Origin of the sequence: Paenibacillus rhizophilus, from assembly GCF_003854965.1 — a bacterium.
Lineage (GTDB): Bacteria > Bacillota > Bacilli > Paenibacillales > Paenibacillaceae > Paenibacillus_AQ > Paenibacillus_AQ rhizophilus.
In genome coordinates this window covers 959,700-974,287 of record NZ_RQPI01000001.1, presented here as the reverse complement: position 1 = coordinate 974,287, position 14,588 = coordinate 959,700, and the positions used below count along the sequence as shown (strand labels likewise).

Genomic DNA, 14,588 nt, shown 5'->3' with positions numbered 1-14,588 from the left:
AAAACATATCAGCTTTCTTAAGAAAGCGTTCTATTCATAGGGTGTACGTTACTACACAAAAGGTGTCCGTCTACCGATATATATATTAAAACTAATCATGAGTTTATACGCCATTACCATTTCGCACGGTTCATTTCTCGAACTGGGCAATGGGGAGGGAGGAGCGACGGAGTGTCAATAAATTTGCGGACCATGTTCGCAGGCGCGTTTGCAGTTGTGATCATTTTGCTGACCGCGCTGCTCAGTTATTTAATCGGCAATGAATCATCTAAGACCGCAGGGGTTACCATCGGCAGATCGCTGGCGGAGGTTGCTTACCAGATGTCATACAGTTTGGATCACTTCATGTGGGCGCGTTCAGAGGAAGTGGAGGTGCTTAGCAAGCTTAAAGCGTTCCAGGAGCCGGTTGACAAGGAGGAAATTGCGGGACTTCTTAACCAACTGAAAGAAAATCTTCCGGTGTTTACCTGGGTGGGTTATATGGATACGAAAGGCAATGTTCTGTCCTCAACAGATAATATTCTGGCCGGAAGCAACATTAAGGAGCGGCCTGTTTTTATAAACGGGATCGAAGCTCCCTACATAGGTGATGTCCATGATGTCAAACTGCTCGCCAAGCTGCTGCCCAATCCAAGCGGAGAGCCGCTGCAATTCGTTGATATCAGCGTTCCCGTGAAGGACGCAAGCGGCAGATCGATCGGCGTGCTGGCGGCGCAACTCAGCTGGGAGTGGTCCCGTCAGGTGGAGTCTTCCAATTTGACGCCGCTCAAGGAAAATATGAAGGGTGTCGAGATCTTCATTGTCAGCAAAGACGATAATATGATTGTGCTCGGACCCGCAAGCCAGGTAGGCAAGTCGATGAAAGACCCGGCGCTTGCACAGGCTAGGCAGGGCAAAAGCTCCTGGCTCATTAATAAGTCAGAGGGCAGCCAGTCCTATTTGACAGGTTACGCTCACGGAGACGGCTATATGGACTACCCCGGCCTTGGTTGGTCCGTAATCATTCGTCAGCCGACGGATATCGCTTTTGATTCCGTCCATAGGCTGCAAAATTATATTGCGATCTCCGGACTTGCCGTTGCCGTTCTGTTCGGCATTGCAGGCTGGTTCCTCGCCGGGTGGATTGTCCGCCCGCTTCAGCTTATTGCGGAGAGCGCAGATCTGCTGAGTACAGGAAAAGAGGCGGAGATTCCGAAATTTAACAGGATCACAGATTTATCCATCCTCTCCGCTTCTCTGCGCAATCTTGTCAATAATTTAAGCCAAACCGAGACAGAGTTCTATATATCCGATATGGCCCGGCATGATGCGCTGACCGGATTGCCTAACCGAATGGCTCTCGACGATTATTTGGCCCATGCGGTCAGCAAAGCGAAGCAGAGCCGCTCGACTCTCAGCTTCTTGTACCTGGATCTGGACGGTTTCAAGAAGGTGAACGACACGCTAGGACATGCATCGGGAGACAAGCTGCTGCAAGAGGTTTCCTTCCGTCTGCTGGAATCAACCAGGGACAATGAGATGGTCACCCGGGTAGGAGGGGACGAGTTCGTGATTATCCTGCATACATCTGCGGCGAAGCCGATGCAGGAAGCCGAGGTCGTTGCCAAACGCATCATTGACAAGATCAATCAGCCTTTCCTGATCGACGGGGAAATCGTGCATGTCGGCTGCAGCGTGGGAGCTGCGGTCTGGAGTCCCGAAACCCAGGATACTAGCGAAATTTTGCGATTGGCGGATGACGCGCTGTATATTTCCAAGCGGAGCGGCAAGAACCGGATTACTTTTGAAACTGCGGTATAAATGCTAGGAGTATAAGAACCGCTATGAACTGACATACTATGAACTGACATATAGGTATAGAAAAAAGCGCCTTCCACCATTCGGGAAAGGCGCTTTGCTGCGTCCGTATAAAGTATGGAATCCGGTCGTCTGCAACTCAGACATGATGCGTGACGGGAGGCTCGCTGCGCAGCGCGTTTTTCCAGGCGCTGTAGATGTCCCAAGCTTTCCCGCCATCCAGAAGATCCTTGCAAGTGTACACGCCCTCCTCGATGGAACCGACGCGGCCGGCCAAATGCAGTCTGACCGCTCCGTTCAGCAGGACCTGGTTGTAAAAGGCGAGATGGCCGCCGCCCCGCAGAACGGCTTCCGCCGTCGTCAGCTGGAGGCGGGCATCCCAGACAAGATCCGGAACGGGAGTATCCAGTCCGAGCGCTTCAGGATCGATAATATCAAGACCCGAATCGCCGTTTTCTACCGTGTATACCCGGGTAGGACGGTCGATATGGAGGTCCTCCGAGCCTTCGGTTCCCTGTATGATCATGGCTTTACGGTAACCGAGTTTAATCAGAAGTCTCGATAGACGGTCAAAGACCGTATTATGATAGATTCCAAGTACGATGAAAGGGGAGCAGGCGTAATCCATCAGCTTCTCCGTCGTATTTAAAATGGTCCGCATCCCGATTTCCTCGCGGATTCCCCGGATTTTTCCGAGCGGAGGGCACCATTCTTCGGAGCTTGCATACAATACACCGCTGCGGCGGGCGGCATGAATGGAACTTTCACGGGAGAGAGCGGAGGAAGGAATGTCCGCCTCCAAGATGATATCCTGCAGCGTTATCCCCCATTTCGGGGGGAGCGGCGCGGAACCGTGCAGTGTTACCGGCAGTCCTGCCGCGGCGAGCAGGAATGCGGTCGGAAAGGTCGCCGCAAAGGAGCGGATTCGCCCGTCATAAGGTCCTGAGCAGTCAATACCCTCCTGGACAGGCTCGCGCTGCGTATAATTCCGGGAAACGGACACGAATGCCTCCAGTTCTTCTATGCTTTCAAGCTTAATCCGTTCGGCGATAAGGAACGCGCCGATCTGTGCCGGTGTGGCGGACAGACTAAGAATCGCTTCTGCGGCAGCGGCAGCTTCTTCGAAGTTCAAATCCCGGGCGCCCCTTTTGCCTCTGGCAACTTCTTTAAGTATGTTAATCATGTGCGGTGCCCCCTTAAGTTTGATCCTGAAGCATCTGGTATACCTTGACGATTGAAGTTGCGACATCCACCATCCGTTTGCGCTCGTTCATCGCCTGTTTGCGCAGAAGATCATAAGCTTCGGATTCGGGAATGTTTTTGGCCTTGGCCAGAATGCCCTTCGCCATCTCGATCCATTTTCTTTCTTCAAGACGGGAGAGCAGCTGTTCCTTTTCCTTCATCCATTGCTTCCGTTCGAAACACTGCTTGGCGCCGAAATGAAGGCTCCAATGGATTTCCTGCGGCAGCATGGACGGAGACAGGATACCGTCAGTCATAATATTGTCCTCGCACGCGGAGACGGAGAGAGTAGCGGTCTCGTCCGTACACCACCACATGACAGGTGCGGTCTTGCGCGACATCAACAGATCCGCCCAGCATTTAAATTCCGTAATCGGCAGATATAAGATAGAGGCATCGGCGTCCGCAATCAGCGAGACGGCTTCCTCACGAGAAGCGGCCACTTCAACAATATAGCCGCAGGACCTGAGAATGACTTCCGGCTTGGACCTGGCTTCGATCTTGTCCGGGAGTTTCCCGGTCAGACCGCTATATACAACCAACAGGGAATGCATAGTTGGACGCCCCTTTTTTTAAACTAGGAGGATACTGGAATTCTCGCTTATTATTCGCTTAATCATTGTACTTTTATATATCGATGTTATTTTATATAACACACAATACGGTTGGATGTCGATATTTTTAAAAATAAAAATTTTATATGTTAAATTTGTTGACGTTTAAAAATTGGTGTTGTATATTCAGTTTAACCAATTTAATCTTTCGCGGATACAATGGCGTATCTGAGAAAAAGCGGCAATGGCGCCTGCTTACATGTTCGGTTTGAGGGATAATTTCTCTCGTGCCGGCTTGAAGCGGGCTTTTTGTGTTCCCATGGAGAGGAGAGAGATAAATATGAATTCATCCCGTAAAAAACTGGTACTTGTCGGCAATGGCATGGCGGGTGTACGCGCAATCGAGCATCTGCTGAAACTGGCTCCCGATACTTATGAGATTACGATTTTCGGCGCCGAGCCGCATCCGAACTACAACCGGATCATGCTGTCCTCGGTATTGGCCGGGGGAACGGATTTATCCGAAATCGTTATTAACGATTATGAGTGGTATCAAAGCCATAATATCACTTTGCATGTCGGACACAAAATCGAGAACATCGATACGGTGAACCGAATCGTCCGTTCGGATCTTGGGATCGAGGCGCCTTACGACGAACTGATTCTTGCTACCGGTTCCGATCCGTTTATGCTCCCACTTCCGGGTGCGGACAAGGAAGGCGTTATTGCTTTCCGTGATATCAAGGACTGCCAGATCATGATGGAAACCGCGAAAACACATAAAAAAGCCGTTGTAATCGGCGGAGGACTGCTCGGCCTGGAAGCGGCCCGCGGACTGCTGCATCTTGGAATGGAGGTCTCTGTCATCCATATCTCCGATTATATAATGGAAAGACAGCTCGACAGGGAAGCGGCGCTCATGCTGCAAAGAGAGCTGGAGGCTCAGGGTATGAATTTCCTGCTGCGCAAGCAGTCGGAAGCCATTCTTGGCAAAAAACGCGTCAAAAGCCTGCTCTTCGCGGACGGCAGTACGGCTGAAGCCGATTTGATCGTGATGGCGGTCGGAATCCGGCCCAATACGACGCTTGCGAAAAAGAGCGGCATAACCGTTAACCGCGGCATTGTGGTGAACGATTATATGGAAACGAATATTCCGGGCGTATATGCCATCGGGGAATGCGCGGAGCACCGGGGTATCGCATATGGCCTCGTCGCACCGTTGTATGAACAGGGTGCCGTCCTTGCCAAACGGCTGGCAGGCATTGAGTCGCAGGGCTACGAAGGATCGGTAACCTCAACCAAGCTGAAAGTGTCGGGCGTGGACGTCTTTTCCGCCGGACAGTACGAAGAACCCGACGGTTCGCGGGCGCTCCGCTATCAGGACGAGATCGGCGGAGTGTATAAAAAGCTTGTTATCCGTGAAGACAAGCTGATCGGCGCGGTGCTGTTCGGCGACACGGCGGATGGCGCGCAGTTGTTCTCTTTAATGAAGAGCGGCGAATCCATCCAGGGCAAAGAAAGATCTCTGCTGCTCGGCTTGCCTGATGACGCGGTTAAATCTTCTCCAACCGCTAGGCTGGAAGCCATGGCCGATGATGAAATTATCTGTGGCTGCAACGGCGTATCCAAGGGAGCCATCGAGGAAGCCATTACTACCGGCGGTTGCGCCAGCGTCGGACAGATCAAGGCGTGCACGAAAGCATCGGCATCCTGCGGAGGCTGCAAGCCGCTGGTGGAAGGGCTGCTTGAGCTGTATGCGGGCGATGCGGCGGTCAAGGTCAAGGAAGGCATTTGCGGCTGTACATCGCTTGGACGAGACGAAATCGTTGCCGAGATCAAACGGATGGAGCTCAAAACAGTCAAGGAAGTCATGAATGTGCTGGAATGGAGCAATGAGGAAGGCTGCTCGAAATGCCGCCCTTCCCTGAACTACTATCTCGGCATGCTGTGGCCGGAAGAATATGTGGACGAGAAGGAATCCCGCTTCACAAATGAACGCTATCACGCCAATATTCAGAAGGACGGCACATATTCCGTCGTTCCCCGGATATACGGCGGCGTAACTTCCCCGGGCGAGCTGAAAAAGATTGCCGAAGTCGCAGAGAAATTTGACGTTCCGATGGTGAAGTTTACGGGGGGCCAAAGACTCGACCTTCTTGGTGTCAAAAAAGAGGACCTGCCGAAAATTTGGGAAGAGCTCGACATGCCGTCCGGACATGCATACGGCAAAACGCTGCGTACGGTTAAGACCTGTGTCGGATCGACCTTCTGCCGGTTCGGCACCCAGGACTCCATCGGGATGGGCATTCGTCTGGAGAGGGAGTTCGAGCGGCTGAACACGCCGGCCAAGGTGAAGCTTGCCGTCTCCGGCTGTCCGCGTAACTGTGCAGAAGCAACGATTAAGGATTTCGGCGTTGTCGCGATCGACGGAGGCTGGGAGCTTCATGTCGGCGGCAACGGCGGCGTACATGTCCGTGCGACGGATCTGCTGTGCGTCGTAAAGACGGAGGATGAGGTTGTCGAATGGGCAAGCGCATTCCTTCAATATTACCGCGAAAATGCCGGTTGGAACGAAAGAACCTCCAATTGGGTGGAGCGTGTGGGACTGGACAGCATCAAGAAGGCGCTCGAGGACAGAGAAGCGCGGCTGGAGCTGCAGGAAAGAATCCAGACGGCTCTCAGCGTGACCACCGATCCGTGGAAGCAGATCGTGACAAACAGAGATCTTCGCAAAAATTTCGAGCCGATCTCTCAGACCGAGACGGTTTACCAGGAGGGCTAACGGATATGACGATGACCAAAATGCATATTGGCAATGTGTCGGAAATCGATCGCAAGGGATCGCGGACCCTTAGAGTGAATGACATGGAAATCGCCTTGTTCCGTCTGTCTGACGGGGAGGTGCTGGCCGTGGAGAACAAGTGCCCTCATAAAGGCGGCACGCTGTCGGAAGGAATGGTCTGCGGCGACAAGGTCCATTGTCCGCTGCATGACTGGCGCATCGATCTTCATACCGGGAAGGTGCAGGAGCCGGACACGGGATGCGTTCCCACCTTCGAGGTTGAAGTTGACCCGGCCACAGGAGCTATTTATCTAACTGTCTAACGTCTAGCCATTACCGGTTTCGGGACATCATAAGAAGTCTGTTAAGCGTAGGGGGAAGTACTCATGGATTATGTAAAACCCGGTGAAGTTCTGCAGTCAATGATTGAAACGGGGAAGACAAAAGCGGAGCTAACCGTTTCCCAGCTTTTGATACGCGGCGTTTTGGGCGGAGCCATTCTGGCCTGCGCCACCACCCTGGCTTACACGGCGGCGGCCCAGACGAAAATTCCGGTTGCGGGCGCGCTTATTTTTCCGGTCGGGTTCGTTATGATTATACTTCTCGGACTTGAGCTCGTGACCGGCAGCTTCGCTCTGGTTCCGCTGGCCGTGATGGAGAAGAAGACGTCCGCCGCCCGGATGCTCCGGAATTTCTTCTGGGTCATTGTCGGCCATCTCATCGGCTGTGCGGTATATGCGGCTCTTTACGGCCTCACCATTACCAAGATGGGGACGGATATGAGCAATCCGATGATTCAAACGATTATTTCGGCCAGTGAAAGCAAGACGAACGCCTACAAGCAAATGGGTTTGGACGGAATGGGGCTTGTTCTGATCAAGGCTATCCTTTGCAACTGGATGGTAACGCTCGGCGCGGTTATGGCGATGACTTCCAGATCGACCGGAGGCAAGATCGCGGCGATGTGGCTGCCTATTCTGACCTTCTTCGCGCAGGGATTTGAGCATACCGTGGTCAATATGTTCGTTATTCCCGCCGGAATGATGCTTGGAGCCGACGTCTCCTTTGCCGACTGGTGGATTTGGAACGGTATTCCGGTTCTTCTCGGAAACTTTATCGGCGGCATACTCTGCACCGGCCTGCTGCTCTACCTGTCCCATAAAAGCTCTATTCCCGGCTTGTACTCATCGCCATTGACGGGAAAGGCCAGCCGGTCGGGTGAACCGGTACTGCACGAGAAAGCGGCATTGGAGAAAAGCATATGAAAACCGGCAGCATATCCATCGTCGGGGCGGGGCCGGGAGATCCGGAATTGATCACAGTGAAGGCGGTGCGCCGCATCCGGGAAGCGGATGTCGTACTGTACGACAGGCTTGTGTCGAAGGAGCTGCTGGATTATGCGAAGCCCGATGCGCGTCTGATCTACTGCGGCAAAGCACCGGGGCAGCACACCATGACCCAGGAGCAGATTGAACACGCGATGATTCACCATGCCCGTCAAGGCTCTAGGGTTGTCAGGCTCAAGGGAGGCGATCCGTTCGTGTTCGGCAGGGGCGGAGAAGAGGTATTGGCCGCAGCTGCGGCCGGCATCGCCTGGGAAGTTGTCCCGGGTGTCACTTCCGCCATCGGCGCAGCCGCGGCCGCGGGCATCCCGCTGACGCACCGCGGTGTCGCCGCTTCCTTCGCCGTCATCACCGGCAGCCGGTGCGGCGATCCGGAAGCTCCGCTGGACTGGGAGCATCTTGCGCGCGGCGTGGATACGATAGCCGTATACATGGGCGTCGGCCGCCTCGGGCAAATCCGGGAGGAACTGCTGCGCCATGGTAAAGCGGGATCGACGCCAGTGGCGCTGATTGAGAACGGAACGACAAGCCGGCAGCGGACAGTCGTCGGGACACTGGACAATATTGAACAGCTGGCTTCCGCGCTCGAGATCGGCAACCCGGCGATGATCATCATCGGGGAAGTCGTCAAAGTGAAAGAACTGCTGATGAACCTGGAATCGGCGCCAAATGAACAAATCAATTTTTAGGCACGATTCAGATTCATTTAAGCTGTCTGGGGTAAATTAGACATAACCCCCTTATAATAAAAGATAGGCCCCGCCGAAAGGCGGGGTCCATTTTTTGCGTATTCGCAGTCCAATCCATAAAATTTCAGTCTCCGATCGCCTGGTTGACCGTTTCAACCATTGTCGTACACCGTATAATCTCCATTCCCAACCGAATTGTGCCGGAAGTCAGAACACGCGTCATCTAATTTTATATGAAGCTAATTTACCTTAACGAACCGTTTCGCGAATTGATCGCGATATTCTTTGTTGAAGTAAGGACCGCTGATTTGCTTTTCCCACTGCTCGTCGGTCTTGATGCCATCAAGGTCGGTATTAAAAAATTTCTCTACAGAACCTTTGGTCAGGGAAACCGAATAGGTTTTGCCGCTGTACGGAAGGGTGATGTCAATGGAGGCCGTGCCCGGAAAATGGCGGAACAGCTGGGTCGGTTCTTCCATAAGTATTTTGTTAATGGCGTCGCCGGAGCCAAAATAACTCGTATAATCCGCTGTTGTTAACTTGGTTCCCGGGTTGGCTTTTTTGTACTCCGCGAAGCTGCCATAGTAATTGATTTCTATATTATCCGTTCCGATCCCGACGTCTTTAATAAAAGGAGAACCCTTAAGCTGCCGCGAATAAGCCAGCACTTCCTGTTTCGGTAAAGGCACCTGGTCCGCTGAGGAGGCTTGGCTCGGCGCTGCCGAAGGCCCCGCGCTTGCTGGCGGAGCATCCGTTGCAGGCGTTGCAGCCGATGGCGATGCGACCGGCGTCGCCGGGCTTGAAGCGGAAACGCCGGGAGCGGCCGTTGCAGAAGGTGTAGCGGTCGTTTCCGGCGTGGGTTCCTGCGAACCCGCAGCCGCCGACGGAGAAGCCGAAGGTTGGATTTTCTGAGCTTGCTGCGTTCCTGTTGTAACCGCAATGATTATCACCAAGGCAATGATGCCGATAAGGACCCAGAACCACCATCTGGTGTAAAAGGGCTTTGTCATATTGTTATCCTCCCTTGCGCTGATTTTGTGATAACTCAAGTTTAGCAGAATCGGCGTTCGAGGTTAAATGGAGCGGAGGAAAAGGGATTCCGTGCGCTTACAGCCAGCCTGTAAAATGCTATATTTTTATGAGAAGAGGAGGTTGTCATTTTGGAACAAGCCATATACTGGATTGGCGGATCGGCATGTGCCGGAAAAAGCACAATAGCCAAGCGGTTCGCAGACAAGCACGATTGGGAGCTGTATTCCTGCGATGAGCATCTGAACAGTCACTTGAGTAACATATCCGCCAGGAATCAGCCGGCAATGCATAAGATTTCGAGGATGAGCTATAATGAAGCGGGACCTTGAGGAACGGAGTAGTCTTCCCATAGTTGTCGAGGGTAATCAACTGCTGCCATCTTTGGTAGCGCCTTGCCTGAAATCCCGGCATAAGGCCATTTGGCTGATCCCTACCGAACCGTTTCAGCGTCATTATTACAGCCAGCGGGATTGGATACAGGAAATACTGAACAGCACGGATGACCCGGCTGCGGCTTTTGACAATTGGATGTCCAGGGATGCCGGATTTGCTGATTTTGTTGAACAAGAAGCCCGGGATCTTAATCTGGGTGTATTAAAAATAGACGGAAGCAAAGATTTGCAGCAGACTTTCCAAGTGGTAGAGGAATACTTTAGCTCCAATGAGTGCTAAGCTTCCTCTAATAATTCTTTTGAATCATTGCGGACATTGCCGACCTTCGCGGAGACGGGATAGGCCCGCATTTTTGAGGCATCGTACGGCTTCAGCAGGTTGGCCAGACTGTCCATATCATGATTGCTTCGCCCCAGCCAGTTATCCTCATCTTCCGGACGAAGAATTACCGGCATCCGGTTGTGAATTTCCGCCGTTAAAGCATTTGGCTCCGTAGTGATGATGGCGCAGGTGCCGAGCTTTTTTCCATCCGCATTCACCCATATATCATAAATTCCGGCCAGCGAAAAAATCCCTCCGTCACACATCATTATACGCATTGGCTGCTTGCTTCCGCCTTGACTGCGCCATTCATAAAATCCGTCTGCCGGAATGATGCAGCGCCGCGAGGACAGCAGTTGTCTAAACGAAGGCTTGTCCCGCAGCGTCTCGGCGCGGATATTGATCATTTTGCTCCCGGACCTGTCGTCCTTAGCCCAGAAAGGAACAAGCCCCCAGCGCAGTTCTCCGATTCGGTTTCCGGCCCCGGTGCCGATAACGGCGGGAATATTCTGCATCGGTGCGGCATTATATTTTGGAGCGTAATGTTTGATTGTGACGTCCTGTGTGTAATATTTCAGCATAAGTTCTTCCAAAGCAACGGTTATCGTGTATCGACCGCACATGCTCGGCACCCCCTAATTTGTCATCAATCATAAGCCAAGTCTAAGCTTTATTCAACGGGAATATTTCTTTGATCTCTATGCTAGTCAGATTACTGTAACATTTATTACATAATAATAGTTATAAATACGGTATAGTTATTAAAAATGCAATTATTATCATGGGCTGTATCAGACAAGACGGCTCAAACAGGAGGAGTAATATATGGAGCAAATCGTTCAGCTGAAGGAAGAAATTAAGCAATTGAACAGTGCAGCCATCAACTTGCAGAACCAGCTTCACGACTTGGCGGAGGGCCTGCCGCTGAACCTGGAACAACTCCCCGAATTGGCGCGCCAAACCTTCGAGGCCTTTACTGCGCTGGCAGCCAAGAGACAGGAACTGAAAAGTCTGAAATCGCAGCAAATCTGAAACCGCAATACAATCGCAATACAATAAAGGCTTTGAGCACGGGGCGCAGCTCCGGGTGGGATTCGTCCGACGACCGTAATGGGTTGAAAGGAGGGGTCCCTTTTTTCAGTCCCTAACATACCTTGAACCAACAACTTGAAAAGGGGATAACTGAATGCATCTGTTATGGGTATTGATTGTCGGCGGGTTAATTGGTTGGCTAAGCGGTAACCTGATTGGCAGAGATGTGCCTGGAGGCATCGTCGGAAATATTGCGGCTGGCTTTGTGGGATCTTGGTTAGGGACGGAATTGCTAGGCGCCCGCGGACCAGTCGTTGGCGGATTTTACATCGTGCCCGCGATTATCGGATCAATATTGGCGCTGCTTATTTTCTTCGCGATTGCGCGCAAACAACAATAAGGGGCATCACGGAAATGCTGGCACAAAATAAGCACTCCGCCTATATACTGTAGGAAAAAAAGAAGGAGTCACCCAAATGTATGCTTATTTTCCGATCTATATAGCAATTATGCTTTCCGACAGGGCCATCACTGGGAGTGGACACCATCAAAAGTAGAGTTGAACAGGAAGCTCAGGACATTATGGGAGCAGCATGTTTACTGGACCCGGTTGACGGTCGATAGTATCGTTGACGGCCTCCCAGATGAAAAAGAAACAACCGAAAGGCTTCTCCGTAATCCTGACGATTTTGCGGCTGTTCTCGCCCCTTTGTATGGTCCGGCCATTGCGGCCGAATTTGCCAAGTTACTCCGGGGGCATCTCACGATCGCGGCCGAACTTGTCAAGGCGCTGAAGTCGGGGAATTCCCAAGCTGCGGCGGACGCACAGAAACGGTGGTATGCCAATGCGGATTCTATCGCTGCTTTTCTGAGCTCAATCCCTATTGGTCCAAAGCAGAGTGGCAGCGTATGCTTCATGAGCATTTGAGACTCCTCAGCAATGAGGTTGCCACCCGTATTGCCGGGAACTATGCGGAGAACATCGCATCTGGTGACCAAATTGAACTGCAAGCGCTTGGAATGGCTGACGTGATGACAAGCGGAATCGTTCAACAGTTTCCGTCGAAATTTCTTAGTTGATAACCGGCTCTAGTCTAAATCTTATGACAATTCTCCGAATTGGTTCGCCAAAATCGCAACAAAATAGAGGCTTGAGCACGGGGCTCCTTCGGGGTGGGATCTGTCCGACGACCATAATGGGTTGCAAGGATGGGTCCCTTTTTTTCAGTCCCGAACATACCTTGAACAACAGCTTGAAAAGGGACGGGCTGAATGCATCTATCCCCGGAAAAAAGGGTCGGTCCCTCAGGACGGTCAAGGCCGGAATCTCCAAGGGGGATTCTTGCAGTACTGACGCCATATAAATGATGGAGCTTCCCTCTCTAATATGTACCGCATGATTTCCGGGTAATTGCTTGACAAGAAGAAACGGCTATGCCGTCCTCAAAAGGCGGCACTCGTTTCTCGTAGAAATATAAGGAAAAAGTTAAGCGTGCAGCTTATACTTTCTTATATTTTCAAAAAGACCCCCTTGATGGGGGCATTTTTAACCTATATCTTCTACAATGGAAGTGCCTTCTTTGCAGTAGCGACATCGTTTGCCAGCAGTTTGGGAAGATCGTAGGACGGATAAAACCCCCTCCAACATGAAGTAAAAAGTTTGGTTGCTCTGATAGGCCGTCAGTTCGTGCATTTCCAGTGTTTCGTGCCAGGCTAGATGCTGCTGCCGCTGTGTTTCATAAGTATACAATTTAATTCTCCTCCTTACGGTATGCGTTGCCTATTCGGGAGGATGGCAAAAGGTGAGTTTTCCGTGCTTGGGTTTTAAGCTTTCAGATCACCTAATCCTGGGCTATGTTCATTTGGCATTTCCGGCATTACGGGTACAGGGAAACCAGCTGGAGGCGCGACGACCTGCAGTTTTCCGTTGTTTCGGCTTGGAGAGGCCCCTTGGAATATTTCTCCTATTCTTGTAGGGTCGAGGCTGAAGTTGAACTGTGCGTTATGATAACCCATCTCCACAAACTTCCGGCATTCCGGATATTTATTGATGTCATAGTTAGGAATAGGGAAGATGTTGCCCCAATTTACCCCAAGTGTCTCCAGGGACTTGGCAAAAGCATTTTGGTGCGCGTTATCGCGGACAATAAGGAATGCCAGGGTCTCCCGGAAGGTTTTGTTGGAGCTCATCTCGTAAATGCGTGTTTTTTGAAGCACGCCTGTGGACTCCAGAATGACGTTGTTCAGTAAATCGCTAATTAAGTTGCCATGGCTATACACGTAATTACCCAGCCAGGGATTGCCTGCTGCGTCAACAGGCAGCGATGCCTGAGCGCCTACAATATAATGATGGGGATTTGCGTGTTTGACGGCTTCGTTCAGGGGAGCCCCATCGATTCCGGCGTTTCCGGCAGTGTTCTCACCCGATCCGTTCAACAACTGATTGATCGTATGCTGAACCAGTTCCACGTGGGCGATTTCCTCAAGAAACACGCCTCTGAGGAGATCGCGGAACTGCGTTTCCTTGCCGCGGAAATTGCTGGTTTGGAAGAAATACTGCATCATTGTCCGCATTTCCCCATAATGTCCACCTAAAATTTCCTGCAGTACCTTGGCTGCGGCAGGGTCCGGTTTATCCACCACAATATTGTTGATTATACCTTCTTTGTAGAAATACAAAGTCAAACCTCCTCGATTGCTAGTAAAAAATCAACCTTATTTTCTCCTAAGGTTACTTGTTTATACAATTAAGGTGTAATAACCTCATTATTCCGGCAGCGACCATATAAAGCTCATACTAAAAGAAAGAGGGCGTCTCGCCTATTCGGCTTAGGAGACACCCTCTTGATCTTATGCTTTAATTGGTTCGGGTCTTTTTACTTGAAGCGGAGGAGGAATTAGCCAGCCTTTTTTCTTGTTTAAATGCAGGATTCTCAAACCTAAGCTTGCTTTTGTAGCATGATACTTGGCGAATAAAGTGCCAATATCTTCACGAATCGATTGGCCCATCGCTTGGCTGCAAGCAACCAGTCCGACTGCATTCTCGGCAGCGATTTTAGCTGCAATCTCCGGATCTGTAAATCGCGCACCTACAGGAATATCCTCAAGCTTGGCTTCGGGTCTGTGAGGCAATATTGGCGCTGAAGCGATGCCATTGTCCTCGAGAAGCTTATCGCATTCACTGATTTCCAGTTCAGCTTGATCAATTAACGAGCCTAATACTTTTTTCAGGTCGTGGTCACCGGCATGATTTAAATATGCCCGATAACAAGAGACCGTTCCTTTTGCAGCCATTGAAGCCGACCAAACGTTAAAGATCTCTCCATAATGCATCGGTTCTTCTTTGGGGTTGCCGCCTAGTATCCCTGTCATTTTCAAGCTCCTTTTTGAGTTCATTTTTGAC

Annotated in this window: 16 protein-coding genes; 10 read left to right on the top strand and 6 right to left on the bottom strand. The window is 51.3% G+C overall.

Going from position 1 to position 14,588, the window contains the following annotated elements; translation table 11 throughout:
* Window positions 1-171: 171 nt before the first annotated feature.
* Window positions 172-1,800, top strand: coding sequence for a sensor domain-containing diguanylate cyclase (locus tag EH198_RS04575; RefSeq protein WP_124694323.1), 1,629 nt, complete (start codon window positions 172-174; stop codon window positions 1,798-1,800).
* 136 nt (window positions 1,801-1,936) lie between these two features.
* Here the strand turns inward: EH198_RS04575 and EH198_RS04570 are convergent, their stop codons facing one another.
* Window positions 1,937-2,980: an anthranilate phosphoribosyltransferase gene (locus EH198_RS04570; protein ID WP_124694322.1), complete on the bottom strand. Its 1,044-nt coding sequence runs from the start codon at window positions 2,978-2,980 to the stop codon at window positions 1,937-1,939.
* A gap of 13 nt (window positions 2,981-2,993) precedes the next feature.
* Entirely contained in the window at window positions 2,994-3,593 is a 600-nt protein-coding gene (locus tag EH198_RS04565) for an ANTAR domain-containing response regulator (protein ID WP_124694321.1), read from the bottom strand.
* Between the two features lie 340 nt (window positions 3,594-3,933).
* Here EH198_RS04565 and nirB point away from each other — a divergent pair, with 340 nt between their 5' ends.
* From nirB to cobA, 4 genes are all read left to right on the top strand, one after another.
* Entirely contained in the window at window positions 3,934-6,375 is a 2,442-nt protein-coding gene (gene nirB / locus EH198_RS04560; protein ID WP_124694320.1) for a nitrite reductase large subunit NirB, read from the top strand.
* Window positions 6,376-6,386: 11 nt separating this feature from the next.
* Entirely contained in the window at window positions 6,387-6,698 is a 312-nt protein-coding gene (gene nirD, locus EH198_RS04555) for a nitrite reductase small subunit NirD (protein WP_124694531.1), read from the top strand.
* A 63-nt stretch (window positions 6,699-6,761) separates the two neighbouring features.
* On the top strand, window positions 6,762-7,640 hold the full coding sequence (locus EH198_RS04550; RefSeq protein ID WP_124694319.1) for a formate/nitrite transporter family protein: 879 nt from the start codon (window positions 6,762-6,764) through the stop codon (window positions 7,638-7,640).
* The gene (cobA, locus tag EH198_RS04545) at window positions 7,637-8,407 is read left to right on the top strand and encodes a uroporphyrinogen-III C-methyltransferase (RefSeq protein WP_124694318.1); all 771 of its coding nucleotides are present in this window, start codon (window positions 7,637-7,639) and stop codon (window positions 8,405-8,407) included. The genes EH198_RS04550 and cobA overlap by 4 nt, the downstream gene beginning before the upstream one ends.
* A gap of 239 nt (window positions 8,408-8,646) precedes the next feature.
* Here the strand turns inward: cobA and EH198_RS04540 are convergent, their stop codons facing one another.
* On the bottom strand, window positions 8,647-9,417 hold the full coding sequence (locus tag EH198_RS04540; RefSeq protein ID WP_124694317.1) for a hypothetical protein: 771 nt from the start codon (window positions 9,415-9,417) through the stop codon (window positions 8,647-8,649).
* 150 nt (window positions 9,418-9,567) lie between these two features.
* Between EH198_RS04540 and EH198_RS04535 the strand changes: the two genes are divergently transcribed.
* Both EH198_RS04535 and EH198_RS04530 read left to right on the top strand, forming a co-directional pair.
* A complete protein-coding gene (locus EH198_RS04535; protein WP_124694316.1) occupies window positions 9,568-9,768 on the top strand; it encodes a nucleoside/nucleotide kinase family protein in 201 nt (66 codons plus the stop codon).
* The gene (locus tag EH198_RS04530; RefSeq protein ID WP_124694315.1) at window positions 9,752-10,111 is read left to right on the top strand and encodes a hypothetical protein; all 360 of its coding nucleotides are present in this window, start codon (window positions 9,752-9,754) and stop codon (window positions 10,109-10,111) included. Before EH198_RS04535 ends, EH198_RS04530 begins: the two co-directional genes overlap by 17 nt.
* Here EH198_RS04530 and EH198_RS04525 read toward each other — a convergent pair.
* A complete protein-coding gene (locus EH198_RS04525) occupies window positions 10,108-10,776 on the bottom strand; it encodes an SOS response-associated peptidase (RefSeq protein WP_124694314.1) in 669 nt (222 codons plus the stop codon). The genes EH198_RS04530 and EH198_RS04525 overlap by 4 nt on opposite strands.
* 202 nt (window positions 10,777-10,978) lie before the next feature.
* Between EH198_RS04525 and EH198_RS04520 the strand changes: the two genes are divergently transcribed.
* The 3 genes from EH198_RS04520 to EH198_RS25005 all read left to right on the top strand — a co-directional run bounded on the left by EH198_RS04520 (window position 10,979) and on the right by EH198_RS25005 (window position 12,113).
* Window positions 10,979-11,185, top strand: coding sequence for a CCE_0567 family metalloprotein (locus EH198_RS04520; protein ID WP_124694313.1), 207 nt, complete (start codon window positions 10,979-10,981; stop codon window positions 11,183-11,185).
* Window positions 11,186-11,339: 154 nt separating this feature from the next.
* Complete coding sequence (locus EH198_RS04515) at window positions 11,340-11,585, top strand: GlsB/YeaQ/YmgE family stress response membrane protein (protein WP_124694312.1); 246 nt, start codon at window positions 11,340-11,342, stop codon at window positions 11,583-11,585.
* 159 nt (window positions 11,586-11,744) lie between these two features.
* Window positions 11,745-12,113 carry a hypothetical protein gene (locus EH198_RS25005; RefSeq protein ID WP_246014093.1) on the top strand — a complete coding sequence of 123 codons (369 nt, stop codon included), beginning with the start codon at window positions 11,745-11,747 and terminating at the stop codon, window positions 12,111-12,113.
* A gap of 896 nt (window positions 12,114-13,009) precedes the next feature.
* Here the strand turns inward: EH198_RS25005 and EH198_RS04505 are convergent.
* Window positions 13,010-13,864 (bottom strand): manganese catalase family protein, encoded by an 855-nt coding sequence (locus tag EH198_RS04505; protein WP_124694311.1) that lies wholly within the window; start codon window positions 13,862-13,864, stop codon window positions 13,010-13,012.
* 171 nt (window positions 13,865-14,035) lie between these two features.
* Entirely contained in the window at window positions 14,036-14,557 is a 522-nt protein-coding gene (locus EH198_RS04500) for a DUF3231 family protein (protein ID WP_124694310.1), read from the bottom strand.
* Window positions 14,558-14,588 lie beyond the last annotated feature (31 nt).

Coding starts and splice junctions, on each gene's coding strand:
- EH198_RS04570 (WP_124694322.1), bottom strand. CDS start 2,980: ATGATTAACATACTTAAAGAAGTTGCCAGAGGCAAAAGGGGCGCCCGG.
- EH198_RS04565 (WP_124694321.1), bottom strand. CDS start 3,593: ATGCATTCCCTGTTGGTTGTATATAGCGGTCTGACCGGGAAACTCCCG.
- nirB (WP_124694320.1), top strand. CDS start 3,934: ATGAATTCATCCCGTAAAAAACTGGTACTTGTCGGCAATGGCATGGCG.
- nirD (WP_124694531.1), top strand. CDS start 6,387: ATGACCAAAATGCATATTGGCAATGTGTCGGAAATCGATCGCAAGGGA.
- EH198_RS04550 (WP_124694319.1), top strand. CDS start 6,762: ATGGATTATGTAAAACCCGGTGAAGTTCTGCAGTCAATGATTGAAACG.
- cobA (WP_124694318.1), top strand. CDS start 7,637: ATGAAAACCGGCAGCATATCCATCGTCGGGGCGGGGCCGGGAGATCCG.
- EH198_RS04540 (WP_124694317.1), bottom strand. CDS start 9,417: ATGACAAAGCCCTTTTACACCAGATGGTGGTTCTGGGTCCTTATCGGC.
- EH198_RS04530 (WP_124694315.1), top strand. CDS start 9,752: ATGAAGCGGGACCTTGAGGAACGGAGTAGTCTTCCCATAGTTGTCGAG.
- EH198_RS04525 (WP_124694314.1), bottom strand. CDS start 10,776: ATGTGCGGTCGATACACGATAACCGTTGCTTTGGAAGAACTTATGCTG.
- EH198_RS04520 (WP_124694313.1), top strand. CDS start 10,979: ATGGAGCAAATCGTTCAGCTGAAGGAAGAAATTAAGCAATTGAACAGT.
- EH198_RS04515 (WP_124694312.1), top strand. CDS start 11,340: ATGCATCTGTTATGGGTATTGATTGTCGGCGGGTTAATTGGTTGGCTA.
- EH198_RS04500 (WP_124694310.1), bottom strand. CDS start 14,557: ATGACAGGGATACTAGGCGGCAACCCCAAAGAAGAACCGATGCATTAT.